Here is a 26,183-nt window from a genome sequence, read left to right on the forward strand (position 1 = left end):
TTTTCTATGTTTAGATTGCTTACATGGAATAGTTCAAACTAAATCCCGCGGTTGTTTTAGCCGTGCGGAAATATTGTGGTTTGTAGAATGGTCTACCTACGTACAGGTCGTAATAAAGATTTCCGCCAGCCTTTATCTGTCCTTTAAAGCCGATCACTGCCCCTGCCAAAGTTTTACCAAGTTGATACTCAGTTGAAGGACCGGATACATGACCTACATCGACACCAAGGTAAACCTGATGGTTTTTCCAATATTTCCAGTTAATATTGTTGTTCCAATACCAGCCACGCTCTCCCATGAGGGTGACCTCACCATCAAAACCACGTACGCTATAACGCCCGCCAATAGATACTTGATCTTGGGTAACTAGCGGGGTTTTATTCCATTGGCCATGAAAAGAACTGTCATAACTGAAACGCTGTTTGCCTACGGTAAAAGGGAACATCACTCCAGCATCTATGCTGATGATTTGCATACGCGAAGTTCCTTCATTAAATTCTTCTTCTGGAGCGCGTATGCTGTTATCAGCGCCGGTACCGCGTTTATAGCTCAAACCAAGATTGATAATGGCATTACCGATATATTCCTGATGATTTAAGTTAAGTGCCCATCCAGCTGTGTGACGGTGCTGGACTTCAATTTCGGTATCGTCAATAAAGTTATGAGATTCTCGGCGCCATATTTTGGCTGTGGCATCAGTTTTACGGTGACTGTCCCGATACAACATGCGGGTAATACCAAGATCACTGCTATCGCTGTTGCCACTATATTGGTAATTTTCGTTATAACCAGCTATTGCTTGATGGTAATGGTAATGGCTACGGTTAAACGCAACTAACCAATTACCCATTGGAACAGAATAATGCCAAGAAAAACCCCGAGTACCACTACCGGTTTTCTTTCCATCGCTATCAAAGGAGCTGTCTTTACTTCCTAAGTCGTGGTTATAGTTGATATAGAATAAATCACTTAATCCAAGAGGATTGTCTACAGATAAGGTGGCACCGCCCTGATAGCGTCCGGTGGAATGACTACCTGAATCATCGATATTGACGCTCAGGCGTAGGGGTATTTTTCTTTGTACCCAGGTGATGACTACATCACTTTGATTAGGTTCTTCCGCCGGTACAATTTGGATATCTGCCTCAGCAGTGGGTATTCGGCGAAGATTTTCAAGCCCCTGTTCTAATCGGCGTAGATTTAGAATATCGCCAGCTTTAGCTGGAAATTCGTTCTGAATACGACGAATTCGCCCTATATGGGTTGCTTCAGCATTATCCAGATTGTACCGAATAGCATGTATGCGCCCTGGTATGACGGTTAATTGCAAACTGCCATTATTTAAATCTTGTGGATTAGCCAGAATACGCGTGGTTGTATAACCGCGAGCTATTAAAATATTTTGTGCTCTGGTCATGATTTGGTTAACAGCTTGACTTCCCAGACACATACCCGGTGTGAATTGGCTGCGTTCCAATGCTTTATTTAAAGCAAACTGAAAGCGAGCCGCTTCTTCACCAGTCAAGATAATTTTGTTAATTTTGAAGCAAGGCTGTTCATCAACGATTAACCCCGTACTGGTGTCTGGTTGAAGACCCTCTTGTGGCAAGCGGACATTAACCTCTGGCTGCATGTGCTGTTGAAATTGTTGTTGACGCTGCTGTTCACGAATAATCTGTTGTTGCTGTTTCTCCAATAATTCTATTTGATTATCGATTGGTGCAGCATGTGCTGGAAAAATAAACGTACCAAATAAACTTATTAGTAAGGGAATTTTTTTCAAAGGCATTTTATTCTTAATATATGTTAATATTAGTTAATGTTATCTTCATTTTAGATAAATTTCAACTTAATTAAATAATTTTATTATTCAATGATTTATATATTAATTGTGATTGAATAGGTCCTCAAGGCAATATTTTGTATTTTTTAGGATTGTTATAATTTATATCTATTTGTTTTTTTTGATTTTTATTGATGTTAAAAACTTATTTTATATTTGATAGCAAAAATTCCAAACTAAAACCAATAATTTAAAAAAGCCATAATATTTTAATTTTGGTTAAATTTTAGCAATTTATTTTAATTGAATGATGAAATTTGATTATTCAATACAGATGATTTCATTTTCATATAATTCAATTTAATGTCTGTGCTCGGCACAAAAAAATTATCTTCCACTAAAGTTTACCAAACTATAAATATTATTCTTTGTTTAATTATTTCGAATCATTAATCTGCAAGATGGAATAAATTAGATTGCAATATTGAACCCGAATCGACCCATCAATTTATTTAAAACTGGGGTTAAATCTGATATGGCAATGATTTATTGTTCAGATTGAATAAGAATAAATTTTTTATTCTCCCGCAAAGTACATAGCATAATTAAAAAATAAGCCATAATTTAGAATAAAAAAATTTTCATATTGCACTTAAGAGATCAGCATTTTAAGAAAAACTTTAGCATACTACAAGGGAAAGACTGATATTAGGATTATTCGTATGGTAATGATTGTTTCACTGCTATATACTGCTTCCCCAGTTTAAGGGTTATTGCGCATTCTTGTAAAAAATATCCTACAGCAACAACCAATAAATTATGGTTTTATAAATTATTCCATATAGTACAATAGTATACTGATAGCGATAGATCGGTGGCATACTTGTTTTATAAAAGCTTCTGGCAAAGACTCAGTCCCAACATTAATAAATATGTGAATCTTAGAGAATATTGAGCAAATGGTCGATCAAATGGTTGATCAGTATTTTAGCTGTTGTTCATACGCTTTATTTAAGTAGGGTAAGAAAATTTTGTGATGGGCTGTTATCTTTTGGCAAAATTCATGGATGCCTTTTTATCAATCCCTAGGAATCTTATGGTTCTCAAGTTTGGGGAGTTAAGTCATGATTAAAAACGGATTGGCTCCACCTCGACGCCACTGTTCTTCACTCAGCATGATATCTAAGGCCAAAGATGCAAGATCATCAGCTATTGGATCAGCATACTGCTGTTTAGCCAGTCGATATCGTTTCCGATAGCTCTGACAATTTGGGCAGCACTCTGCCTCGGCACCCGCTAACGCAGCTTCTGAGGTATGCTCAATGTTTTGGATGGTCAGATTATGACTGCTATCGCAAAAGCTACAATGAGCGCGGATACTATGCCAGCGACTGTTACAGATACCACATTGTAGATAGCGCAAGCCTTCTAAATTTCCTCTACCAATAATTACCGAACCCACAGCATCTGTACCACAACATGGACAATAACCTATGTTTGCAATGGGTTTTATTTGTTCTTTTGCTAGTTTTTTTGCCGCCAGAGTGTAGATGATTTGTAAAACAGCATTGATCCATACCGTGTAATCTTGTTGCGCCAGATTGATTTGCTGGTTAAATGCCTTTACACATAATTGGATTAGTTCTTGCTGCTCCAATTGACGTAATTCTCTCCACACTTGTATTGCTGTAGGACTAAGTTGTTGTTCAAGTAAGGTAAATAATTCGTTAAAAAGATGATTGATTAAAGGTGAATGAGATGTGATTAGTAACGTTGATAAAGGTCGTTCTTCATGATCAGTTTGCGGTAATGTTAACGCCTGCTGGTTGTTGTGACGATCGAAAAGAATTTGCTGTGCACGGCAAAGATTGGCCAAAAAGGTTAAGTATTTATGCCAATCACTGGTTTCCTCCGCCGCCAATTGTTCAAAGCGGTCGGCACGCAGATTAAACATATGATCATTTGGCTGAAACCAAAAAGGGATTTCAAAGAATTCTTTTTGTTGATTATTGATTCGGGCGTCTTGTAGGTGCATGGTTAAATGTCGTCCAGACAAATGTGATTGCTGCTTGATTGTACTTAATCAAGCAAGAATAATTGGAAATTGGTTAAGTTTAGCTACTTTGTTACTTTCTGTCTGTATTTGTAATTAATTTATTATTGTATAAGATATAAGCATTATAGTAGATAAAAAAAAGGTTCAGAATTCTCTGAACCTTTTTAATCTATAAATCTTTATTTGATGCCAAGTGTTTTTTCATATTCTCGCGCTTTGACGTCATCAAAATCATTTTCCCAACGAGAGATGACGAGTGAAGCTAATGCGTTACCGATCACGTTGACTACTGTACGTCCCATATCCAGAATACGATCTATGCCTAAGATAAATCCTAAACCATCAAGTGGAATTGAGGTTGTTGCCAAAGTGGCTGATAACACGAGGAAGGATACCCCGGGCACACCAGCAATACCCTTCGAAGCCACCATCAGTGTAATCACGATCATGATTTGATCAGATACAGATAAGGGAATACCATACAACTGGGCCAAAAAGATTACGGCGATACTTTGGTATAAAGTCGAGCCATCCAAATTGAATGAGTATCCAGTGGGGATAACGAAGCTGGTGATGGATTTTGGTGCTCCATAAGCTTCCATTTTCTCAATCATTTTAGGCAGTGCGGTTTCTGAACTGGATGTAGAAAAGGCAACAATCAATTCATCTTTCAGTATTTTGATGATGGTGAAGATATTAAATTTACAGATATAGGCCACGCCACCAAGGATGACCAAAGTAAAAACGAACATGGCCAAATAAACGATAACGATTAACTTCATTAATGGTATCAGTGAACCGAAACCGAATTTACTGATGGTAACAGTCATTAAGCCAAACACACCGATCGGGGCATAACGCATGATCATGTTGGTGATTTTGAACATCACGTCTGAAACGACTTTCAGAAAATCTGAGAAAAACAGACGCTGACTATCAGGCAGCTTAGTCAAACCTAGACCAAAGAATACGCAGAAAAAGATAACTGGCAGAATTTCTCCACTACTTAATGCATCGAAGATGTTGTGTGGAATCATGTCTAAAATCATCACGACTAAGCCGTGAGGCTTATCGGCCAATTCGCCACTTTTCTGGACAAATTGAGTGACACTGCTGTGATGCAAATGTGTAATATCAATTCCGCTACCAGGTTTGAATAAATTACCAAACAGTAGACCAACACCGATGGCAACGGTGGTGACAATCTCAAAGTATAAGATTGTTTTACCACCCAATCTTCCCAAACTTTTGGAATTACCTAATCCGGCAATGCCTAGAGTCAAGGTACTGAGAATGATGGGTAATACGATCATTTTAATCAGTCGGATGAAGATATCACCCATAGGCTGAAGCACATTGACAACCCAAGAATTATAAGTTGCGTAATACGGATGAGATGGGTCAGACATTGTGTGTAGATACAAACCGGCTAAAATGCCTAGTATCAGGGCAAATAGGATTTGCCAGGCCAAATTACGGCTATATTTTTTAATTATCGATAACATAGTCGTCCTTATCATGTTTGGTGATATAGTTCTTATAAAAGACAGCATGCCACAGTCAAAAGGAATGATTAATTTTTTCCTTTTGTCTTTAAACTTAGTGTTTAAAAATGGAGAAAATGAGGATGGGTATATATAACTTGACGATTGTGACGCGCAAAACCCACCAGCGTGATATTAGCTTTTTGAGCTAAATCAATAGCATAGGTTGTAGGCGCAGAGACGGCCACGACGCAACCTATGCCGGTTAATGCTGATTTCATTACCACTTCAAAACTGGCACGACTCGACAATACCACAAAACCATGCTTCCAATCCACTTTTGTGTGCAATCCCCAGCCAATGATTTTGTCTAAAGCATTATGGCGACCCACATCTTCACGTACAGTAACAATCTCTCCGCTAAGGCTAGCCCACGCCGCTCCATGGACAGATCCAGTCAGTTTATGCAGTTTCTGATGATGGTTAAAATCGGTCAAAGCTCGTTGTATTGCTGCGAGATTGATTGCCCCCTGACGCGGTACAGCGGCTATATTTGGCTCAATCGCACTCAGGCTATCTATGCCACATAAGCCACACCCTGTTCGCCCACTCATTTGACGACGACGATTTTTTAATTGCATAAATGCAGCGGATGCCAATTCGATATTGACGACAATGCCATTAGCTTGTGAGTTAACTTCGATGGCGTATATTTGCTTCGGGTCTTGGATTATGTTTTCACTGAAGCTAAAGCCAAGGGCAAGTTCAGTTATGTCAGTGGGCGTTGCCATTAAGACGACATGGGAAACACCATTGTAAACCAGTGCAATCGGCGTTTCTGCACTGATTTGATCATTGATTTGATCCATACGCCCTTTTTCAGCCACCTGAACTGATCGCTTCTGAGCTGGCGTATAGTTCATAAATTATGTCTTACCAAAAATGGGACAAATGTGCACATTTTCTAATCCTGATCTGGCTTAGGTCATAAGAAGAATTTTAGAACTAAAAAGCTATTCTGGATCACAAACAGGTGCATCACCATTCGGTTGTTGTCTTGCTTTTTTTTTCGCCATTAATTCCCGATACCAACGCGGATGATGTTTTTTGGCCCATTCCTGAGTCACTACTCCTTCAACCATAGCTGGAATGGTACCCTTGATCCACAAAGCAGCATACACATGAATAATAATGCTGACAATCAATAAGATAGCTGAGGCTGAATGAATCAATAAAGCCAGACGCACTACCCAAATAGGAAAGTAAGATGAGAAAAATTGTCGCCAAGCGATCAGCCCGCTGAGCATCAATAAGATCATGCAAACGGTCATTAGCCAAAACATGATTTTCTGACCGGCATTGTATTTACCAGTATCGCCAACTTCTCTGCCTAACAATATATGTTTGATGCCTTTAATCCATTTGATGTCTTCGCCATCCAGAAAGTTATGCTTATAATATCTGAAAAATTGAACAAAAAATCCTACAAACATAACTACACCAATAAAGGGATGTAGGATTCGCGCCAACTGTGGTGAACCGAATATATTGGTTAACCAGAAAAAAGATGGATAGAAAAAGCCTAATCCTGATATGGCTAACAAAACGAATGTCCCCGCCACAACCCAGTGGTTGAAGCGTTCAGATTTTTTATAACGTTGAATAAGTAACTTTTTCATTATGCATCACCTCTATCTTTGAGGATATCTCCTTCACGATCAAGCACTTCTTCTTGATCATCATCGGGGCGATTGGGACCTATGGTTATGTAGTGCAGCCAGCCAGTGAACGCAGCCGCAGCAATGCCGAAAGCAGCTATCGGCTTAAGCATACTTTTCCATAGTTTTACGGTTGTGCTGATATGAGGATTATCTGGCAATCCATGATAAAGGCTTGGTTTGTCAGCGTGATGCAACACATACATGACATGGGTTCCGCCCACACCTTGTGGATCATACAAGCCAGCTTGATCGAATCCACGTTGTTTTAAATCTTTTATTCGTTCCGCCGCCATAAATTTCATGTCCTCTTTGCTACCAAAGTGAATGGCGCCGGTTGGACAGGTTTTGACGCAAGCGGGTTCCTGCCCTACTGCTACACGATCAGAACATAACGTACATTTATAAGCACGATGATCTTTTTTGGAGATGCGTGGAATATTAAAGGGACAGCCGGTAATGCAATAACCACATCCAATGCAATTTTCCTGATGAAAATCGACTATGCCATTTTCAAACTGAACGATGGCTCCCGGAGAGGGACAAGCTTTTAGACAGCCCGGTTCGGCACAATGCATGCAGCCATCTTTACGAATCAGCCACTCTAATTTGCCATATTCTTCTGTCTCGGCAAACCGCATGACTGTCCAGCTATCCGCACTTAAATCTATTGGATTGTCATACACGCCGTGATTGGTGCCTACTTCGTCGCGAATGTCATTCCATTCTGAACAGGCCGCTTGGCAGGCTTTACATCCAATACAAGTGGAAACATCAATCAATTTAGCCACTTCTATGGGTTTGCGAGCCATTGGTAAGGGGGTAAGTTGATTGGTAGCTGAACGACGTTTAATATCTAAAGATTGTAAAGACATATCTCACTCCCCTCACGCTTTTTCAATATTACATAAGAAGGTTTTGTATTCAGGTGTCTGGGTATTACAGTCACCAACAAAAGGAGTAAGGGTATTAATTAGGAATTGTTTTTTCTCGCCAACGTTTACCCAGCCACCATGGAGGGGAATTCCAATTTGATGCACAGTCTGCCCATTGATATTTAAGGGATGCAAACGTTTCGTCACCACGGCTTTGGCTTCCACCCAGCCACGTTTGGTGCTGATTTTAACTTTATCACCCTTAGCAATTCCTTTTTGCTGAGCAAGTTGTTCACTGATTTCAACAAATTGTTCTGGTTGAGCAATCATGAGCAATTTTACGGACTTGGTCCAAAACTGAAAATGTTCTGTCAGGCGATATGTTGTGCCGACACAAGGGAATTGATCTTTATGTCCAATACGGGCTTTAACGCTATCAAATAAGCGGACAGCCGGTGTGTTTAATACTTTTGGATAAAGCAGATTTTTACCAATCGGCGATTCGATCGGTTCATAAAAAGTTGGAAAGGGACCATCTACCAGTTTTTTGGTACAGAACAGGCGACCCACTCCTTCTTCATTCATGATAAATGGATTCATAGTAGTATTGGGTGCTTGATCAGCCTTGAAGTCAGCAACATCTGCTCCGATCCACTTCGAGCCATTCCATTCGATCAATACTCGTTCAGGATCCCAAGCTTTACCAGTAGGATCGCAAGAGGCTCGGTTGTAAAGGATGCGGCGATTTGCCGGCCAAGCCCATGCCCAACCGGGGGTATTACCCAATCCCGAACTGCTGTTGTCACGTCTTGCCATCTGGTTGCCGTTTTTAGTCCAGGAACCGGAGAAAATCCAACAAGCACAAGCAGTAGAGCCGTCATCTCGCAATTGTGCAAAGCCATCTAGCTGACCCCCTTTAGGAACAATGATGTTTCCTTGTTCATCTTTAAGATCAGTCAGTGCCCAACCATTGGATTCCATGGCCATTTCTTCAGGCGTTGGTGAATGAGCGACTTTATACGGCCAGCTTAGATTAATGATTGGTTCGGGTACTGTACCGCCCTCCTCCAGATACATTTGTTTGAGGCGCAGATGTAATTGAGCCAGAATTTCCAAATCTGAACGGGCTTCATCCGGTGGTTCTGCTCCGGCATAGTGCCATTGCAACCAACGTGCTGAATTAACTATTGAACCATTTTCTTCAGCAAAACAAGGAACCGGCAAGCGGAAAACGGTGGTCTGGATCTGAGACGGATCTACATTATGCGCTTCGCCATGATTTTCCCAGAATGTTGCTGTCTCGGTGTTCAAGGGGTCCATAACCACCATCCATTTAAGCTTGGAGAAAGCTTCGATGATGCGGTTGGAATCTGGAAATGACCCCATGGCATTGAAACCTTGTACTAACAGACCATGCATTTGACCCTGATACATCATTTCTGCCATTTGCATCACGTCATACATTTTGTCCCATTTGGGCAACCAGTCATAACCGAAGTCATTTTCTTTGGTGGCGTGATCACCAAAGAACCATTTAAGCAGGCTAACCATAAATTTGGGGGTATTGCCCCAATAATTGAGCTGACCTGGTCGCATTGGTTTAGGCGTTTGTACCGTAAGGTAATCAGCGAAAGTGGGATTTTTCTGCTCATTAGGTAAGCTCAGATACCCAGGCAGACTGGTTGAGAGTAAACCTAAATCTGACAAACCTTGTATATTGGAGTGTCCTCGTAGGGCGTTCACCCCTCCTCCGGCCATGCCTATGTTACCGAGAATTAACTGTATCATGGCCATGGTTCGAATATTCTGTGAACCATAGGTGTGCTGTGTCCAGCCTAATGCATAAAGGATTGTGCCCGCTTTATTTTTTGCTGACGTCGCGCCCAAGGCTTCACACACTTTCAGAAAATCAGCAATGTGTGTACCGGTGATTTTATGCATCATTTCAGTTGTATACTGAGCATAATGTTGCTTCATCATTTGCCAGACACAACGTGGGTGCTCTAGGGTTGGATCCGTTTTGGCATAACCTTTTTCATCCAGTTCATATGTCCAACTATCATTGTTATACACGGCACCCCCTTTTGCTCCTTTAGGAGCTGCAGCAGGAACGGGGCTGCCATTGTTCGTGGTGTAATCTGCGTGACCTGAAAATAGGCCTTCATTGAAACCAAAGCCTTCTGCTACGATGAAAGCGGCATTGGTATAATTTTTTACATAGTCCCATTGAACTTGATTATGTTCAATTAGCCAGTTAATAACCGCACCCAGAAAAGCAATGTCGGTACCAGAACGAATAGGCAGATAATGGTCCGCCACGGAAGCGGTGCGGTTAAAACGCGGATCACAGACGATTAATTTGGTGCCCTTTTGTTTTTTGGCTTCAATCACCCATTTGAATCCAACCGGATGGGCTTCTGCTGCATTGCCTCCCATCACCAGAATAAAATCTGCATTTTGGATATCGGTCCAGGTATTGGTCATGGCACCACGACCAAAAGTTGCAGCTAAGGCTGAAACGGTAGGACCATGACAAACCCGTGCTTGCGAATCGGTGCCAACCAGTCCGAGCGAACGCATAAATTTTTGCGTTAAGATGCCGGTTTCATTTGAGCTGGCCGAAGCACATAACATGCCAATGCTTTCAAGACGGTTAACCGTCACACCATCAGCCGTTTTTTCGATCAGATTGGCGTCACGCTCGTCTTTAATCAAACGAGCGATACGATCAAGTGCGTCATCCCAACTGATGTTTTTCCATGTATTGGTACCCGCCTCTCTGACCTGCGGATTCAGAACTCGATTTGGGCTGTTGACAAAGTCGATCAGTGAGGCACCTTTAGGACACAAGCTACCACGGCTTACCGGATGATCAGGGTCGCCTTCTATATGAAATATTTTCTTTTTGGCATTTTTAGCACCATCACCCAGACTATACAGTAAGGTTCCGCACCCTACTGAACAATAGGTACAGTTGTTTCTGGTTTCAGTGGCGCGGAGTAATTTATATTGGCGCACTTCAGCAAATGCAGTAGCGGGTGCCATGCCTAATACCGCAAGCCCTGTAGCACTGGCTCCTGCGGCCGTTACCTTAAAAAACTGGCGTCTAGTCAGGTTCATGATGTGTCCTAATAAAACTTTATTTTTATCTAAATACGTTAATGAGTAACGTATTGATTAACTCACTGTTTATGAGAAGTTTAATTATATCGCATTATAGTCCGAGTTAAAGATATTATGTAATTTAATTTTTTAATTTAAATATAAATAATTATTTGTAAAGAAGGTCCAAATGGTTGTTTGTAGCATCTAAATGATAATTATCTGCATATAAATAATTAATTCTATTAACTACAAATACATATCAGTTACAGCCAAAGTTATGTTGGCAATTTAATTAAATATATTGGTAATCATTATCATGTGATAATGCTGTTTGGTTTTTTTGTTTTAAAATATATGCTTTTATTCTGTCTCATAACCGTTATATACTTAGGTATATTTTGAGGGCGATTTCATTTAGAATTCAGCTAAGCCGGTACTGGTCTATTAACACAACAGAATTTTAAGAAAGGGAGAAAGCCATGCGTTTACAGCTTGCTTGTTTTAAAAAATTAATAATAATTTTAGTTTTTTTTGCCTGTGTATCAACCGCAGCTGCAGCGCAAATTACCGTGTCAGCTGCTGCCAGTTTAACCAATGCTTTTAATGATTTGGCCAAAGCTTATCAACAGCAATATCCTCATGATCAAGTGCTGTTGAATTTTGGTGCATCGGGATCTTTATTACAACAGATTCAGAATGGTGCGCCGGTTGATGTATTTGCTTCTGCGGATCAAGAAACCATGAATCAGGCACAGGTTAAAAAACTGGTATTGGCACAGGATCGTTTTGATTTTGTTAATAATACTCTGGTGTTAATTACACCCAAAAAAACCACACTGAAGGTTAGCAGTCTGAAGGATTTACAACAGCCAGGCATCAAACATATTGCAATTGGTAATCCAGCCTATACACCAGCGGGTCGCTATGCCAAAGCTGCAATGCAGCAAAATCAGCTATGGACTAAGGTACAAGCAAAAATGGTCAATGTGAACAATGTCCGTCAAGCCCTGGATTATGTAGCTAACGCAGCTGCAGAAGCGGGTTTTGTATTTGCGACAGATGCAGCACTGATGCCAGATAAAGTCACGGTGGTTACTACAGTTGCCACTTCGCAACCAATCCGTTACCCCATTGCCAGAATAGCAACAAGCAAACATCCAACTGAGGCCGCAAAATTTATTGCTTTTGTGCGTTCGGCTAAGGGACAGAAAATTCTGCAAAAATATGGTTTTCAAACCGCACATTAAAGCTTTAAATTGGTCTGTCTGAGCCAGGAGCAAAACATGGAATCAGTATGGGTAGCTTTAATGTTGTCCTTAAAAATTGCGTTTTGGGCAACCATGATCAATGTATTTTTTGGGGTGAGTTTGGGCTATTTACTGGCGCGAAAAAAACTGTGGGCAAAAGAACTGATTGATACTATTTTAACCTTACCTATGGTGATGCCACCTACTGTGTTGGGATATTATTTATTGGTGCTCATCGGTAAAAATGGGGCAATAGGTCGATGGCTAGAACAAACATTTGATATTAATCTGATCTTTACCTGGCAAGGAGCAGTCATCGCTGCTGCATTGGTCTCTTTTCCGCTGGTGTTCAAACCAGCTCGGGCAGCTTTTGAAACGTTAGATATGCAGTTGGAACAAGCTGCCAAGGTATTAGGCATCAGTAATCTGGGTATTTTTTTTCGCATCACTCTTCCTCTGGCATGGCGAAGCATTATGGCAGGGTTATTGCTGGCATTTGCACGCAGTCTAGGCGAATTTGGTGCTACGCTGATGGTGGCCGGTAGCATTCCAGGGCAAACCCAAACGTTGTCTATTGCCGTTTATGAGGCGGTGCAATCTGGCGATGACCATTTGGCTAATAGTTTGGTGTGTATTATTTCAGTGGTGTGTATTGCGTTGTTATTATTGATCAGTAAATTGCTCAGCGGCAAAAAACCGCTGCAACATTTGAAATAATCGATGCGTATGCAAATTAAAATCATCAGGTGAATCAATAGCAGCCAATGGCTTAAAAATGGCATGCATGTGGCGCAAACTCCATTTCAGTTGATTGGTTAAATGCAAACAAATGGTGATTTTACAGTTAAATTTAGGGGTACTAATAAGAAAGAACGCATTTGAGCAATAAACTTATTCTCTGAATATATGGCTGAACCACTCTACAGCCTTCGGAAGATTGGTGACATAAATACGGTTTATTATTTGTTGATGAAAAAGAGAGCCATTATTTATTTTTGTTATGCACATGAAGTGAACATGGTGAGTTGGTTCTTAATTTTTTTTCGGCTAGTTAGGGTCGTTTACAGGATTAAAGAGATGGTATGTCAGCCCAAAAATTCCACTTTGTGGAACTTTTTTGAAATAAATCCCATCGTTGATCAAGGTGCACTGAGTTCTTGGATTAAAAATGAAAGATCAAAATAATCATGTTTGATGTGAATTTCCAAAAAACAATACAGCGTATAGATGGATCGGTATTTGAGTTAAATATTAGCCTAAAAACTCAGTATGACCGTACTGTCATCATGGGTGCATCGGGAAGTGGCAAAAGCCTGACTTTGAAAGCCATTGCCGGGCTCATGACTCCAGATAGCGGTTACATTACCATCGGTAAAGAACAGGTCTTTAACCAACACCAGCATCTTAATCTGCCTCCGCAGCAACGTAAATTAGCATATGTGTTTCAAGACTTTGCTTTATTTCCCCATTTAAATGTCCGTCAAAATATCGCCAGTGGTTTAAAACACGGACTGTTCAATCCGCATAGACATATTCAAGCTGAAGAAGTTCGTTATTGGTTGGATGCCATGCATTTAACCAGCGTTGCCAACGAATATCCGCTCACTTTATCTGGCGGCCAACGTCAGCGCGTGGCGCTGGCTCGTGCTCTGATAACCAAACCAAGAGCTATTTTACTGGATGAGCCTTTTTCAGCCTTAGACAGTCAATTGCGTACACAGCTTCGTCAGGAATTACTGGAATGGCAACAGCAACTGGCTTTACCCATGCTGCTGATCACTCATGATGCTGCAGATGCGTCAGCTTTTGACGGCAGCATTTGGCACATGGATAATGGTCAGCTCACTTCTGCCTCTTCTAGCCCGTATTCATGAATGATTTTGATTTTGATGCTGAATTTTTGCCAACCATTAAAGGTCAGCGCATTGGTAACAGCAAACGTATAGCCCTACTAGAATATATCGCCCAATTTGGTTCTATCACTCAGGCAGCTAAAGCCGTGCCGATGAGCTATAAAGCAGCTTGGGATGCCATCGATGCTCTGAATAATCTGTCACCTCAACCCTTAGTTGTGCGCCAAACTGGCGGACAAGGTGGCGGAAGCAGTTCGTTGACGGAATACGGACAAGCTTTTTTGCATTATTACCAGCAAATGCATCATCGGCATCAGCAATTATTCAAACAATTACAGCAAAAAGATACAGATCATTATCAGTTATGGCAAAGAATGAATTTACATTTAAGTGCGGATAATCAATTATTGGGCAGGGTTAGCCAGATAATTAGTGGCGCAGTGAATAATGAGGTTCATTTACGCCTAAGCACCGGACAGGAACTGATCGCTGTTATCACCAAACACAGCTGTGAACAAATGCAATTAAGTCCAGGTGTTGAAGCCATTGCGTTAATTCAAGCGTCAGCCATCATGCTTGCTCGTGCTACAGACAATTTTCACCTCTCTGCGCGTAATCAATTGCCAGGGCAAGTACGCGATCTGATCACCGGCAGTGTAAATGATGTCGTTATGGTTAATATAGATAATCATCTGACCCTTTCGGCCGCCCTTACCCGTGGCAGCACTGAGTACATGCAGTTACAAATTGGCGACGATATTGTAGCTTTGATTAAGGCATCCAGTATTGTATTAGCACGACAGGGGTAAAATAACTTTTTTACTGCCCCATTCTTTATCCCTTAGTTTTACTCATTAATCTCTGTCTAAGATCACTCCAACAGCTCCATTGGCTGATATCTCGTTGACCAATGCTACGGAACACAACAAATCGGATATCTATCACATTTGGCAACTGATACGCTCGCTTATTCCCGAGAATGAACTCGAACTTCTTGCTAAACTGAACTCTTATAAAGAGAAAAAACCGCTTCATTGGCGAGGCGATTTTTTTATTTTATCTCATCGATTCATATTCTATTTTGATGCATCCCAAATCCTCATGGCTAAAAATTTTTTAGCATCTTCATGAATTTCGTCATTCATGTCATTAGAAATTTTTTCTAACAAATCAATTGGAAGTTTTTTATTTCTTATTACAGCTAAACGTACTGAATAATTTTTATCCTTTAATAATTTTTCATAAGTAACTCTGTTGCATTTTTTCTTCATTGCAATGGTGAATCTAACATCGTCATTATCATCAGTAGCCAGTTCTTCCAATATTTTGACTGGAATGAATTTATTATGAATAAGCCACGATTTTCTTTCTGGATAATTTTTATAATCTCTAAAATTAATTCAGATGATAATTCTTCATTGATTATTCGATTATTATCTGTTTTATTATCGCCTTCAGCTAAATACAGATACTCATTTATATTGCTAATCATATATATTTTTACATTAGGGATAAAATAGGCTGATTGATGAACATTTCATATTATTAATGAGCATACTGTGCAAGAATCCGACTAACTTGACCACAGGTTAAATGGAGTCACTCATTCAACTTATTTCGATCATTAGCCATGATTTAGTTGAAAGGGTGACGTGTATTCAAGCTATTGTTTGTGCCTATGAGCGTTGTATTTGGCTAAAGGTAAAGTATAAGCATCAAAAAATGACTGATCAATTTAAGGCGCATCCTTGTTTGCCAAATTATGAGCAGCTGAATGAATAAACCAGAATAAGACATGACGAAATTTTTTCGCAATGTAATTATTCTGGTTGTTAAGTGATAATTGATGGCTAAGCCATCAAGCAGTTTTTATCATGTCTCTTAATATATCTGTCTTTTCAAACTGCTGATTTATTTTATACTCACAAATATATTTTTGGTATAGATTTAAGCGTAAATCATTTATAAAGATGCTTTATTCTGAATTAATAATCAATTTTGGTATTTCGTTTCGAACTTTATTGAAATCAGCAAAATTTAGTTCTTTAAGCAAATCATATCCGAATGATTTAATGGTTTTAGCTTACAATCAAGTATTAAAAATCAATAGCCATATACCTAATCTGAGCTTCTATCACAATGTTCACATCACAATGAATAAAGCAAACAGTGATGCTTTATTTCAACTCACTATTTGAACAAACAACTGATTAATTTACAAAAATAACTTATTGTAGGTATATTGAATTTTTTGCAATAGATCATGCTACCAGTATGGATATAGCAATGCTATATCAGGAAAATCAAAAAGCAGGAAAAAATGACCATTAACCTGATTAACAAATTAGCGATCTGTGCTTGTTTTAGTTTTTTTATCCTTAACGATTAATCTACATCTCCAACTAGTAGCATAGACACCGACGCAGCACAAATCTGGCTGTCTGAATGAGTGATGATTTAGCAAATGCTGAATTTAACATTTTTACATATCGGTGTTGGTGGCGTATTCAACGCAATATCACATCATCGGGCAATTCGTTTAAAGTTTCAGGCTGACGCGGGAAATACTGCGCCAATAAAACCGTTAGTTCGTTCAGTCCTTGAGTTAATCCCGGTAGATATTTTCCTTGTTGAAATGCATCGATAATATGCTGGCAGATCTGCTGCCATTTTTCCACTGGAACGCAAGCGTTGATACCTCGATCAGCAATAATTTCCACACATCGATCGGCAAACAGGACGTAAACCAAAATACCATTTCTTTGGGTTGTATCCCATACACCCAGATGAGCAAACCAATATTGCGCCCGTTGACGCGCAGTTACAGCATGACAAATATCCGTTGTGGATAGATTTGATTCGATCACAAATTTAACCTGACCGTTATGCTGTTGCTCGGACAACTGTACCTGTTCGGTTAGTTGACGCAGAGCCAATGTGGGAAAATGATGTTTTACCCGCAAGCGCGGATGAACCCAATGTCGCCACAATCTTGGCCATAGTTGCAAATTTGGATTGGGATTAGCAGCACTCATCTTGTACATTCCTCTGTATTGGTTTAAATCATTATGCCCCAATAAAGACAATCATGTGATTTTTAGATGTTTTTTTACCTAAACAAAGCCGCGTAACTGTTTTAAATAAGCATATGCACCTTGAATAGTCTGCGCACGTTTCGTCGCCCGTTCTAATTCAAATTTTGACAGATTTTGCTGAACCAATTTATCCGGATGATATTTGTTCATTAAGCGACGGTAAGCCTGTTTAATTTCCTGCTCGGTTGCCGTGGTTGGGATACCCAAAACTTCATAAGCGGTACTTACCTCATCATGATGACGCTGAGGTTGGCGGTATTGTTTTTGTTTTTGTTCACGCTGCTGATAAGTATTTTGCTGGCGATATTGACGCTTTTGTTGCTGATAGCGTTGATGCTCTCTTTGCTGAAAACTGTAGAAATCACTGTTTTGTGCCTTGATTTCTTTGGCCATTTTCAACATTTTATTATAGGTTAACCCAAATTCCCTTGCTACAGTTCGCAGAATTCGCTGTTCGTTAGTATGTAATTTGCCATCAATCATGGCAATATTGACTAAATTTTTGCAGAACAGCATCAATCCGCGTCTATTTCTACGATATCTTCGATATAACCGTCTTAAGCGGGAACGTAACGGATAATCCGGCATCATCCCCATATTAAAAGCATACTGGGCTAACACTTGTAACTCGGTATTGATACCAATTTTTTGGATGACAAAGCGAATATAGGCTCTGTCTTCGTCGCTAACGTGACCTTTTGCTGCGCTTATATGCCCGCTGACTTCAAACAGTATGGCAATAAATAGATTTTCATCATTACTGATCTCATCAGCTTTTCCCCGATCAAGGCTTTGATGCACATTCCATAGACATACTAAGATTATCCCAGCCACCACACAGATTATTTTGCCCATAAATCCATAGTGCAGCCCGAAAAACCAGAAAAAAATAAAAATTAGGATCCAATTCCAAAAATTTTTTGTCATATTGATTGATTTATCATTTATTGTTTATTATTGAGTATCAGTGAAACTGGCTAACTTTTTTGGAATGATCATCATATTAGGTTTTAGCAAAAAAACAACCCATTATTTACCAACTTCCTGAAGCACCACCACCGCCATAGTCACCACCACCACCACTAAAACCACCGCCAGAGCCACCAGAGCTACCGCCTCCCCAGCCGCCACCTATACCACCAACGAATACACTACCGGCAAAAATGAGTGAAAATATAAACGCAATCAACGCCAGAATGATCGCTAACAACAGACTCCAGCCTGCATACCAGCCCATTGCAAACACCAGAAAGGCAACCACACCACTACCAAAGAATCTACCAAACATACTTTTGAAAATGGCGCCACCCACTAAAACCAAAATAAACAGTGCTGGCAGTAAGTCGGAAAAACTCTGTTCCGATTGCTGATTCTGCTGCACTGGAGGGAGTTTATCACCAATAATGAGTTTTTCAATCAAAATTACTGTGTTATTGATCCCCTCATCCACTTTGCCATTTTTGAGCTGCGGTGCTAAAACATCATCCAGTAACCTTTTGGCATATGCATCAGGAATGGCACCCTCAAGGCCACGACTGGGGGCTAAAAAGCTTTTTCTCTCATCGCGCACCAATAATAATAGTACACCATCATCTATGCCCTTGCGACCCAGTTTCCAACTATCCATCACACGGGTGGCATAATCAAACGGCTCTTCCGGTGCAATGGTGGGTACAGTGAGTACCACAATACGACTGCCTCTTTGCTGCGTAAATTGCAATAATTGTTGATTCAAATTTTGCCGTGCTTGTGGGCTCATCATATTGGCTGTATCCATTACCGGTGCGGTCAGCACAGGCACAGGAGCCAAATTATCTTCTGCCGCTACCCAAAAGGCGAAAATACAGCCTAGAAACAGAATCAGGATTTTATGCATAGATAAACGGAAAGTATTCATTTTTTATCACCTTGCGGTCTCGACAGGATCACGCCAATCAGAATGTCGCTACTTTATACATTCATGCAAACTAACCGAATAATCATGTTAGTTGAGATGCTTTTTTGATGGCTACTTCTATAAACTGTTTACACCCAGAAACAAACCAAAACAGCCAATAAAAATCTGGGCGCCACACATCAATGTTTTTTAATATTTTCAGGAAGTAATTTCGCTTTATTTTTAAAATAATATTCTCCAGTAGGAATACTGATCAAATTCCAAATTAAATTTTTTCCTTGTAGTCGAATAATCGCTACACCATTTTTACCACCAAAAGTACTGTTAAAATGAACTTTGATTTCATTATTAATTAATTTAGATACAAAAGGGATCGGGCAATCTATTTTTTTGCCATAATTAACTATAGAACACAAATGCCCATTTACTTTATTGTTAGTGTCAATGTTTAATTTTATTGAGAAAACACTAAACGGTATTTCTTTGTTTTCTAAATAAACTTCTTCGGTCCAAGTTTGATTGATAGCTGAAGCACAAGCGTAATCTAAAGGCAAGAAAAAAAACAAAGCAAAAAATATATATTTCATAAACTGATCCTCAATTTTTACATTTAAACAATCAATCACTATTTCAACCATGATTTAGGACTGCAGCAACGAAACAGATCATTTTGCTGGAAAATTGTATAAAAACAATTTAATACTGATCTTCATATGCTTTAATTACACCGTAATAATAGAAATAGCCAGCACATACAGACTGGCCATTTCCGTATTGACAAGTGTCGTTTTACAATCAGAACTGAACCTGAGGTGCTTGTTTTACCGCTGCTTCATTTTCTGGTACAAAATTTGGGCGAATGTGCATACCGAAAACTTTGGCAGTCAGATTATTAGGGAAAGAGCGCAAAGTGGTATTGTATTCTTGCACATTCTTAATATAGCGGTTTCGTGCTAAAGCAATCCGATTTTCTGTGCCTTCCAACTGAGCCTGCAATTCTTTGAAATTTTTATCCGCCTTTAGATCTGGATAATTCTCACTCACTACCAGCAATCGGCTTAAAGAATTACTCAGTTCTCCTTGCGCCTGAGAAAACTGCTTCATTTTATTTTCATCGGTTGCGTCTGTGGATGTCATATTCATACTGCCCACTTTGGCACGCGCATTGGTTACGTCAGTCAGCACTTTTTGCTCGTGATTGGCGTAGCCTTTAACCGTATTCACTAGATTTGGTACCAGATCAGCCCGACGCTGATATTGATTAAGCACTTCAGACCAGGCAGCATTGGCAGCTTCATCCTGTGATTGTAAAGTATTATAACCACATCCACTCAAACTCATAATCAGCAGCAAAGCCACAGCCCAACTTCGGAATTGTTTAAACATTTGTTACTCCTGTGTATATATTGTTTCAGTTTAACATGCAATGATATCTTTTTACGCCATGAATAGCACTTTCGTATATACGTTAAGATATAATTAATGCAAAATAAAAAAAAACATTTTAACCAAACTGTAAAGGATTTAATATGTTTCCTGAATATCGCGAGCTGATAAGCAAACTTAAAGCGGAAAATAACCACTTTGCTAACCTATTTGAAGAACATAATCGCCTGGACGACAAAATTACCGGTTTAACCAACAATCCCGTGACCAGTGGTTTGGATAATATTGAGGACTTAAAGCGCGAAAAACTTCGCTTGAAAGATGAAATTTACGCTATGTTACGCGCTGCTGATAATAAGTCTTGATCACTCATTCTTGATAGCAGGTTTTTTCGTCACCATTAATTCAGTCAGAATGGTGACGAAAAAGAGCTTAGCTTGAAGACATCAAAGAGTGCATTTTTTCTAAAAGAGTTGGCGGAAAAGAAATCGCTTTCTTAGTTTGCTGATCAAAAGCAACAAATGTGACCAACGCTTGCGTAATCACTTTATCTGAATGTTTCAATTTGATGATCTGTTTCAGTTCAACCTTGCGAGACTGTACTTGACTAAAAGAAGTTTCAATTACCAGATCATCACCAAAATAAGCACTACACCGATAGCTAATATTGATATTAATCACCGCCATAGCACATTGAGCTGCACTAAATAAAGGCGTTAATCCCATATCATCAAAAAAATGCCAGCGGGCATCTTCCAGAAATTCAAGATAGCGGGCATTATTAACATGCTGATAGACATCCACATGAAAACCACGCACCCGCAATTCTTTCTGATGTACCAAAGCTGTTTTATGCTTATAAGTATTCATTCAACCAACGTCCAAGCAATCGTTTCCTGAGCACGTATAGGCACCAAATTCTGCTCACCATAAGAAAAACTAGCTGGAACAACACGCGCACATTTTTTTAAGGTAATGGTGTCTGAATTTTGGGGTAAACCATAAAATCTCGGTCCGTTTTCAGATGCAAAAGCCTGCAATTGATCCAGTGCATTGATCTGTTCAAATGCCTCCGCATACAATTCAATGGCCGCAAAAGCACTAAATACACCAGCACATCCACAGGCACACTCTTTAGTATTCTGAGCATGCGGTGCACTGTCTGTTCCCAGAAAAAATTTATGTGCTTTTGCACCACTAACGGCTTTTAATAATGCAACACGATGAGCTTCGCGTTTTAATACCGGCAAACAATAATAATGTGGCTTAATTCCGCCTACCAAAATGGCATTGCGGTTGTAGAGCAAATGTTGTGGAGTCACTGTTGCGGCAATCTGCTCACCTGCCTCGCTAACCAATTGTGCGGCTTCAGCCGTAGTAATATGTTCAAAAACTATTTTAAGTTGTGGCAAACGTTGCATTAACGGAAACAACACGCGCTCAATAAATACAGCCTCTCGATCGAAAATATCGATATTGGCGTCTGTTACCTCACCATGAACCAACAAAGGCATACCAACCTGCGCCATGGTTTCCAATACTGGTAACAACGCCCATAGGTCACTGACTCCCGCAGCCGAATTGGTGGTCGCCCCAGCCGGATAAAGCTTACAGGCAACGATACCGGCAGCTTTAGCTTCTCTGATTAAAGCCGGCGTAGCACCATCGGTCAGATATAAGGTCATTAGTGGTTCAAACTTGGATCCAGATGGTACAGCAGCCATAATCCGCTCGCGGTAAGCCATCGCTTCGGCCACGGTGACCACCGGCGGTTTTAAATTAGGCATTATTATTGCGCGCCCCATTTGCCGGGCACTAAAAGGAACTACCGCTTGCAAAGCAACGCCATCGCGCACATGCAAATGCCAATCATCTGGGCGGGTTATGGTCAAAGTTTGTGTTTGCATAAATACATCTTAAGTTTAAAAGTGAATAACACCGAGCGGCTACAGTAATCAGCATTTGGAAAAGAATGGTCATTGAGCGACTATGAGTTTAGTCGCTGGAAATGGCCCTTAAACCTGATCAAACCATCCATCAACGATGTTTGATCACAATCTCAAATACACCATCTTCCCCCTGCTCAGAAACGAGCAAAATATGTCCAGTCTGGCGACAAAATGCCGCAAAATCTTCCGGTGCAGATTTATCAGTAGCAAAAAGGCGTAAAGTCTGTTCTGAATTCATCCTTGCCAAAGCCTTTTTGGCTCTTAGAATAGGCAATGGACAATTCATGCCGGTCACATCTAATGTCTCATCAAACTGAGGAATGTTCATATATTGCCATTTAAGAAAACGATTAAGCGCATTATACCTTGACCTAAATTGAAGAAAAACTAAAGCACAGCAAATCAATGATTTTATTTTACATGGCGGTAAAACATTTCCATTGATCACCGCAATTTTAGTTAAATTTAGCCTTGTTACACTGTATATTTATGCATTCAAGCCAAGTTTTAGCTTACTTTACCTGCTATATCGACTGAATTTAGATTTCACACTGGGTCAAATATGGATTCAATGGCTAATAGGATGATGAAAATAAAATGGCTTAATGCTGGTTTGCCCGAAATAAGAACATAAATCACAACAACAGCCCAAGGCGAAATCAACCCAAAATGGATTCACTGAGCCATATGCTGATCAATCTGGTTTGTACAAAATAACTACTTTGGCATATTAACTGTTATCTGATTTGCTATTATGAATAGACGCTAATCCAGTATAAATTTAAGTTAGTATCTAAATGTAGAATAGAATTTACCCAAGCAAAAACTATGTTTAGTATCTTGTTTTTTTTTACGAAAAAACTTTGAGAGCAAAAATTCACCCATAGACAAAACCAGAGAATGGTTTACTTGAATAAATTTCCACCATTAATTCGCCTTTAAACTCGAGTAATCCCTGCTTCAATAATTTGATCAACACACCTTTAGGCTAGGTTATCTACCTGAAATCGTCGCCAAGCTCTTTACAAACACCCTCTACCACAAAAATTTCTGCCTAGCTTGATCGCTGTTTGAGCTTAAGCAAAGATAAAACATAAGTATCAGCGTCGTCTTTATGCAATAACAAAATTTGACTGATAAGAGGATTTCCTAGTTTAAATTAAATGGAGTCGTTTTTATCACCATGATAAGCGCATTGATACAGCTATATATTCAATCAGCTTAACCAACCATCCATCGTCAATAATCATTCTACAAGACAGCGAAACTAAGAATGGATTGAAGATGTTTTGCTACCTCAATCAAGCAGTATTGCAACGTGGTCAATCAATAAGGTGTTCGCCGAGCGCTGAAATTAAGCTTCCATCTAAATAATAATCTTGGCGATAGCAAAAAAATGGGGCAGATTGTCTAACTGACCCATGAATCATTGAAATTCAAATTTTAAAAGAATTAGAGGGTGCAAATGAATATTAAACTTTGATTTTAAAGATTAATTTTACATTAACACAGACTACTAATAATCAAGCATTGATTCTTAAAATGAGCTTTAAACTCAAAATATTTCCCTCAATAAAAGACCAAAATTGGGCATTCATTGTTGGGCTAAAGCCAACATTTCTTTAGCATGAGAACGGGTGGTATCAGTAATGGTTTCTCCACCTAACATCCGCGCTATTTCATCAATACGTTCTGCAGATTGAAGAACCCCTATTTCACTTAAAGTTTGCCCTTTTTTAATTTGCTTACGCACTTGCCAATGCTGTTGACCACAAGCCGCCACCTGAGGCAAATGAGTAATCGCCACCACCTGCCGGTTTTTGCCCAAATCGCGTAATGCATGTCCAACTACATCCGCCACAGCCCCCCCAATACCGGTATCCACTTCATCAAATATCAAAGTGGGAATAGCATTGTACTTGCTGGTAACCATTTGCAAAGCCAAGCTGATGCGAGCCAGTTCACCGCCTGAAGCGACTTTATTCATCGCACGCAAGGGTGAACCCTGATTCGCGGCAACTTGATACTGTATTTGTTCCAAACCATGTGAAGACGGAGAGCAAGCAATCAGTTCAATATGAAACCGCGCTCCTTTCATGGCCAAATCCTGCATGTGCGTGGTGGTCTGTTTGGCTAGCTTGGTAGCTGCCTGCGCACGTTTGGCAGATAATTTCTGCGCAACATGTTGAAATTCTGACTCTCGTTGTTGCACATGATTTTGTAAAATATCTAAATCTGTGGCGGCATCCAGTTCGTTGAGCGCGGTTTCCGTTTTGCTCAATTCTGCCGGTAATTGCTCCGGTTCGAGCCGGTATTTTCGCGCCATGCTGATCAAGTCTTGCATGCGCTGTCCCTGTTGTGCCAGCAGATTTTCATCGGTTTCCACACTGGCACTGGCATCACGTAGATAAGAGCTCACCTCACTGAGTTCGGCTTCAACTGACTCCAGTAAGACCACACAGTCAGCAAATGCAGGCGCGGCTTGCATTAATGCGGTTAATTGCTGACGACAATGATAAAGTCGACTGACCAAACCATCATCGCCGTTCAGTTCAAGTTCTACAGTCTCAGCGGTATGCAAAATATCCGCAGCATGCATCAAGGCATCATGGCTACGACTGAGATTTTCCCATTCGTTTTCCTGTGGATTCAATCCACTTAACTCATCATAGCGCCATTGAAGACGCTCTCGTTCGATCGCCATGGTTTCTGCCTGCTGTTGGGCGCGTTCCAGATCACGTTTGGCTTCCTGCCACCGCTGATAAGCCTGCTGTACCTTGATAACAATTTCATCTGCTCCGGCAAAAGCATCAAGTAACTCACGTTGTGCCGCTTCACTATTTAAAGAGTGATGCGCATTTTGCCCATGAATATCAACCAGTAACTCTCCAATCTGGCGTAACTGACCTAAAGTCACCGCCTGATTATTCAAAAAGCTGCGACTTTTCCCCTTCACATCGATAATGCGCCGGATACTCAGTTCGTGCTCCGGTTCAGCCAATATGCCCTGCTCCAGCAATAAAGACTTTGCCTTGGGTGTATCGCTAACATCAAATAATGCGGATAACTGGGCTTCTTGTGCCCCGTGACGAATTTGTTGATAATCAGCTTTATCCCCCAGCAATAAACCCAATGCATCCAGAATAATCGATTTACCAGCGCCGGTTTCACCCGTCAGCACAGTAAAACCGCTCTGAAAACTTAAATTCAATTCATCTACAATCACAAAATCACGTAAAGATAAAGCCAAAAGCATAAATCGCCTTTTTAATAAAATAGCAGCATTTAATCTCATTCTAATTTTTTTTAAACTTGAAGCAAACCTCTAATTAGAAAAAACTAAATTATCCACTGCGTTTTGCATTTATTGCGTTTTCTATAGTCAATTTCCAGATATTCAACCGCGTTGTGGGTCATCGCCTACGCGGTAACGCTGCGCATAACCATCCAATTCGGACAAACTATGACATAATCTTTGCTCGTTGCCAACGTAGGGGAACAGTTTCATTATTCGGCTGAAGAGGGTTTGATCGCGACTGCTGTTTGGCCAAATCATTCAAACCAGTCCATCAAGCAGCGCATGATCCAATGGACATTATTCATATCAATTGCCCCAATTCATTCTCTGGCTAATTTGTTAGCTAGAATTGATAATTGGGCGCATCGATTTAAATTTAATTTTTTTTCAGAACTTATCAATCTTGCTGGAGATGGCTACCCATTATTCTTAATAGA

The 26,183-nt window shown here is 40.1% G+C and carries 23 protein-coding genes; 5 read left to right on the forward strand and 18 right to left on the reverse strand.

Translation table 11 applies throughout. The annotated features are described in order from the left end of the window. Positions 1–19 precede the first annotated feature (19 nt). The 7 genes from J3U68_RS07630 to fdnG all read right to left on the reverse strand — a co-directional run bounded on the left by J3U68_RS07630 (position 20) and on the right by fdnG (position 11,036). Positions 20–1,789, reverse strand: a complete 1,770-nt coding sequence (locus J3U68_RS07630) for a ShlB/FhaC/HecB family hemolysin secretion/activation protein (protein ID WP_267375840.1) — start codon at positions 1,787–1,789, stop codon at positions 20–22. 1,111 nt (positions 1,790–2,900) lie between these two features. After that, on the reverse strand, positions 2,901–3,818 hold the full coding sequence (fdhE, locus tag J3U68_RS07635; protein ID WP_267375842.1) for a formate dehydrogenase accessory protein FdhE: 918 nt from the start codon (positions 3,816–3,818) through the stop codon (positions 2,901–2,903). Between the two features lie 200 nt (positions 3,819–4,018). Further along, positions 4,019–5,344, reverse strand: coding sequence for a cation:dicarboxylate symporter family transporter (locus J3U68_RS07640; RefSeq protein WP_267375844.1), 1,326 nt, complete (start codon positions 5,342–5,344; stop codon positions 4,019–4,021). A gap of 101 nt (positions 5,345–5,445) precedes the next feature. Further along, positions 5,446–6,246: a formate dehydrogenase accessory sulfurtransferase FdhD gene (gene fdhD, locus J3U68_RS07645; protein ID WP_267375846.1), complete on the reverse strand. Its 801-nt coding sequence runs from the start codon at positions 6,244–6,246 to the stop codon at positions 5,446–5,448. A 90-nt stretch (positions 6,247–6,336) separates the two neighbouring features. Continuing rightward, complete coding sequence (locus tag J3U68_RS07650; protein ID WP_267375848.1) at positions 6,337–7,002, reverse strand: formate dehydrogenase subunit gamma; 666 nt, start codon at positions 7,000–7,002, stop codon at positions 6,337–6,339. Beyond that, complete coding sequence (gene fdxH / locus J3U68_RS07655) at positions 7,002–7,916, reverse strand: formate dehydrogenase subunit beta (protein WP_267375849.1); 915 nt, start codon at positions 7,914–7,916, stop codon at positions 7,002–7,004. The genes J3U68_RS07650 and fdxH overlap by 1 nt, the downstream gene beginning before the upstream one ends. A 12-nt stretch (positions 7,917–7,928) precedes the next feature. After that, positions 7,929–11,036, reverse strand: coding sequence for a formate dehydrogenase-N subunit alpha (fdnG, locus tag J3U68_RS07660; RefSeq protein ID WP_267375851.1), 3,108 nt, complete (start codon positions 11,034–11,036; stop codon positions 7,929–7,931). Positions 11,037–11,500: 464 nt separating this feature from the next. Here fdnG and modA point away from each other — a divergent pair, with 464 nt between their 5' ends. From modA to J3U68_RS07680, 4 genes are all read left to right on the forward strand, one after another. After that, a complete protein-coding gene (gene modA, locus J3U68_RS07665) occupies positions 11,501–12,268 on the forward strand; it encodes a molybdate ABC transporter substrate-binding protein (protein ID WP_267375852.1) in 768 nt (255 codons plus the stop codon). 36 nt (positions 12,269–12,304) lie between these two features. Continuing rightward, positions 12,305–12,985 (forward strand): molybdate ABC transporter permease subunit, encoded by a 681-nt coding sequence (gene modB, locus J3U68_RS07670; RefSeq protein WP_267375853.1) that lies wholly within the window; start codon positions 12,305–12,307, stop codon positions 12,983–12,985. Positions 12,986–13,455: 470 nt separating this feature from the next. Next, positions 13,456–14,142 carry an ABC transporter ATP-binding protein gene (locus J3U68_RS07675; protein WP_267375854.1) on the forward strand — a complete coding sequence of 229 codons (687 nt, stop codon included), beginning with the start codon at positions 13,456–13,458 and terminating at the stop codon, positions 14,140–14,142. Next, the gene (locus J3U68_RS07680) at positions 14,139–14,930 is read left to right on the forward strand and encodes a TOBE domain-containing protein (RefSeq protein WP_267375856.1); all 792 of its coding nucleotides are present in this window, start codon (positions 14,139–14,141) and stop codon (positions 14,928–14,930) included. The genes J3U68_RS07675 and J3U68_RS07680 overlap by 4 nt, the downstream gene beginning before the upstream one ends. Before the next feature lie 267 nt (positions 14,931–15,197). On the opposite strand, the gene J3U68_RS07685 is transcribed toward J3U68_RS07680, so the two are convergent. The 6 genes from J3U68_RS07685 to J3U68_RS07710 all read right to left on the reverse strand — a co-directional run bounded on the left by J3U68_RS07685 (position 15,198) and on the right by J3U68_RS07710 (position 20,499). Beyond that, positions 15,198–15,443 carry a hypothetical protein gene (locus tag J3U68_RS07685; protein WP_267375858.1) on the reverse strand — a complete coding sequence of 82 codons (246 nt, stop codon included), beginning with the start codon at positions 15,441–15,443 and terminating at the stop codon, positions 15,198–15,200. A gap of 1,185 nt (positions 15,444–16,628) precedes the next feature. Next, positions 16,629–17,156 (reverse strand): TPM domain-containing protein, encoded by a 528-nt coding sequence (locus tag J3U68_RS07690; protein WP_267375860.1) that lies wholly within the window; start codon positions 17,154–17,156, stop codon positions 16,629–16,631. A 78-nt stretch (positions 17,157–17,234) separates the two neighbouring features. Next, the gene (gene djlA / locus J3U68_RS07695) at positions 17,235–18,143 is read right to left on the reverse strand and encodes a co-chaperone DjlA (RefSeq protein WP_267375861.1); all 909 of its coding nucleotides are present in this window, start codon (positions 18,141–18,143) and stop codon (positions 17,235–17,237) included. 106 nt (positions 18,144–18,249) lie between these two features. Then, positions 18,250–19,113 carry a TPM domain-containing protein gene (locus J3U68_RS07700; protein ID WP_267375862.1) on the reverse strand — a complete coding sequence of 288 codons (864 nt, stop codon included), beginning with the start codon at positions 19,111–19,113 and terminating at the stop codon, positions 18,250–18,252. Between the two features lie 179 nt (positions 19,114–19,292). Beyond that, complete coding sequence (locus J3U68_RS07705) at positions 19,293–19,700, reverse strand: hypothetical protein (RefSeq protein ID WP_267375863.1); 408 nt, start codon at positions 19,698–19,700, stop codon at positions 19,293–19,295. A 208-nt stretch (positions 19,701–19,908) separates the two neighbouring features. Next, positions 19,909–20,499, reverse strand: a complete 591-nt coding sequence (locus J3U68_RS07710; RefSeq protein ID WP_267375864.1) for a LemA family protein — start codon at positions 20,497–20,499, stop codon at positions 19,909–19,911. Positions 20,500–20,642: 143 nt separating this feature from the next. On the opposite strand from J3U68_RS07710, the gene J3U68_RS07715 reads away from it, so the two are divergent. Beyond that, entirely contained in the window at positions 20,643–20,864 is a 222-nt protein-coding gene (locus tag J3U68_RS07715; RefSeq protein WP_267375866.1) for a YdcH family protein, read from the forward strand. A 67-nt stretch (positions 20,865–20,931) separates the two neighbouring features. On the opposite strand, the gene J3U68_RS07720 is transcribed toward J3U68_RS07715, so the two are convergent. The 5 genes from J3U68_RS07720 to J3U68_RS07740 form a co-directional block, all read right to left on the reverse strand. Next, positions 20,932–21,369, reverse strand: a complete 438-nt coding sequence (locus tag J3U68_RS07720) for an acyl-CoA thioesterase (RefSeq protein ID WP_267375867.1) — start codon at positions 21,367–21,369, stop codon at positions 20,932–20,934. Further along, positions 21,366–22,406 (reverse strand): dihydroorotase, encoded by a 1,041-nt coding sequence (gene pyrC / locus J3U68_RS07725; protein WP_267375868.1) that lies wholly within the window; start codon positions 22,404–22,406, stop codon positions 21,366–21,368. Before pyrC ends, J3U68_RS07720 begins: the two co-directional genes overlap by 4 nt. Before the next feature lie 130 nt (positions 22,407–22,536). Beyond that, a complete protein-coding gene (locus J3U68_RS07730) occupies positions 22,537–22,776 on the reverse strand; it encodes a sulfurtransferase TusA family protein (RefSeq protein WP_267375869.1) in 240 nt (79 codons plus the stop codon). A gap of 1,266 nt (positions 22,777–24,042) precedes the next feature. Beyond that, positions 24,043–25,704 (reverse strand): DNA repair protein RecN, encoded by a 1,662-nt coding sequence (gene recN / locus J3U68_RS07735; protein WP_267375870.1) that lies wholly within the window; start codon positions 25,702–25,704, stop codon positions 24,043–24,045. 141 nt (positions 25,705–25,845) lie between these two features. After that, a complete protein-coding gene (locus J3U68_RS07740; protein WP_267375871.1) occupies positions 25,846–26,004 on the reverse strand; it encodes a hypothetical protein in 159 nt (52 codons plus the stop codon). Positions 26,005–26,183: the final 179 nt, after the last annotated feature.

Source organism: Snodgrassella sp. B3882 (assembly GCF_026535915.1).
In the GTDB taxonomy this organism is placed as follows: Bacteria; Pseudomonadota; Gammaproteobacteria; order Burkholderiales; family Neisseriaceae; genus Snodgrassella.

Excerpts from the sequence above, each read along its gene's own strand:
- J3U68_RS07705 (WP_267375863.1), bottom strand. The coding sequence starts at position 19,700 with ATGAAATATATATTTTTTGCTTTGTTTTTTTTCTTGCCTTTAGATTAC.
- J3U68_RS07675 (WP_267375854.1), top strand. The coding sequence starts at position 13,456 with ATGTTTGATGTGAATTTCCAAAAAACAATACAGCGTATAGATGGATCG.
- modA (WP_267375852.1), top strand. The coding sequence starts at position 11,501 with ATGCGTTTACAGCTTGCTTGTTTTAAAAAATTAATAATAATTTTAGTT.
- J3U68_RS07710 (WP_267375864.1), bottom strand. The coding sequence starts at position 20,499 with ATGTTTAAACAATTCCGAAGTTGGGCTGTGGCTTTGCTGCTGATTATG.
- pyrC (WP_267375868.1), bottom strand. The coding sequence starts at position 22,406 with ATGCAAACACAAACTTTGACCATAACCCGCCCAGATGATTGGCATTTG.
- fdxH (WP_267375849.1), bottom strand. The coding sequence starts at position 7,916 with ATGTCTTTACAATCTTTAGATATTAAACGTCGTTCAGCTACCAATCAA.
- J3U68_RS07715 (WP_267375866.1), top strand. The coding sequence starts at position 20,643 with ATGTTTCCTGAATATCGCGAGCTGATAAGCAAACTTAAAGCGGAAAAT.
- J3U68_RS07630 (WP_267375840.1), bottom strand. The coding sequence starts at position 1,789 with ATGCCTTTGAAAAAAATTCCCTTACTAATAAGTTTATTTGGTACGTTT.
- recN (WP_267375870.1), bottom strand. The coding sequence starts at position 25,704 with ATGCTTTTGGCTTTATCTTTACGTGATTTTGTGATTGTAGATGAATTG.
- djlA (WP_267375861.1), bottom strand. The coding sequence starts at position 18,143 with ATGACAAAAAATTTTTGGAATTGGATCCTAATTTTTATTTTTTTCTGG.
- fdhD (WP_267375846.1), bottom strand. The coding sequence starts at position 6,246 with ATGAACTATACGCCAGCTCAGAAGCGATCAGTTCAGGTGGCTGAAAAA.
- J3U68_RS07730 (WP_267375869.1), bottom strand. The coding sequence starts at position 22,776 with ATGAACATTCCTCAGTTTGATGAGACATTAGATGTGACCGGCATGAAT.
- J3U68_RS07740 (WP_267375871.1), bottom strand. The coding sequence starts at position 26,004 with ATGATTTGGCCAAACAGCAGTCGCGATCAAACCCTCTTCAGCCGAATA.
- J3U68_RS07680 (WP_267375856.1), top strand. The coding sequence starts at position 14,139 with ATGAATGATTTTGATTTTGATGCTGAATTTTTGCCAACCATTAAAGGT.
- J3U68_RS07650 (WP_267375848.1), bottom strand. The coding sequence starts at position 7,002 with ATGAAAAAGTTACTTATTCAACGTTATAAAAAATCTGAACGCTTCAAC.
- fdnG (WP_267375851.1), bottom strand. The coding sequence starts at position 11,036 with ATGAACCTGACTAGACGCCAGTTTTTTAAGGTAACGGCCGCAGGAGCC.
- J3U68_RS07700 (WP_267375862.1), bottom strand. The coding sequence starts at position 19,113 with ATGAATACTTTCCGTTTATCTATGCATAAAATCCTGATTCTGTTTCTA.
- J3U68_RS07640 (WP_267375844.1), bottom strand. The coding sequence starts at position 5,344 with ATGTTATCGATAATTAAAAAATATAGCCGTAATTTGGCCTGGCAAATC.
- J3U68_RS07690 (WP_267375860.1), bottom strand. The coding sequence starts at position 17,156 with ATGAGTGCTGCTAATCCCAATCCAAATTTGCAACTATGGCCAAGATTG.
- modB (WP_267375853.1), top strand. The coding sequence starts at position 12,305 with ATGGAATCAGTATGGGTAGCTTTAATGTTGTCCTTAAAAATTGCGTTT.
- fdhE (WP_267375842.1), bottom strand. The coding sequence starts at position 3,818 with ATGCACCTACAAGACGCCCGAATCAATAATCAACAAAAAGAATTCTTT.
- J3U68_RS07720 (WP_267375867.1), bottom strand. The coding sequence starts at position 21,369 with ATGAATACTTATAAGCATAAAACAGCTTTGGTACATCAGAAAGAATTG.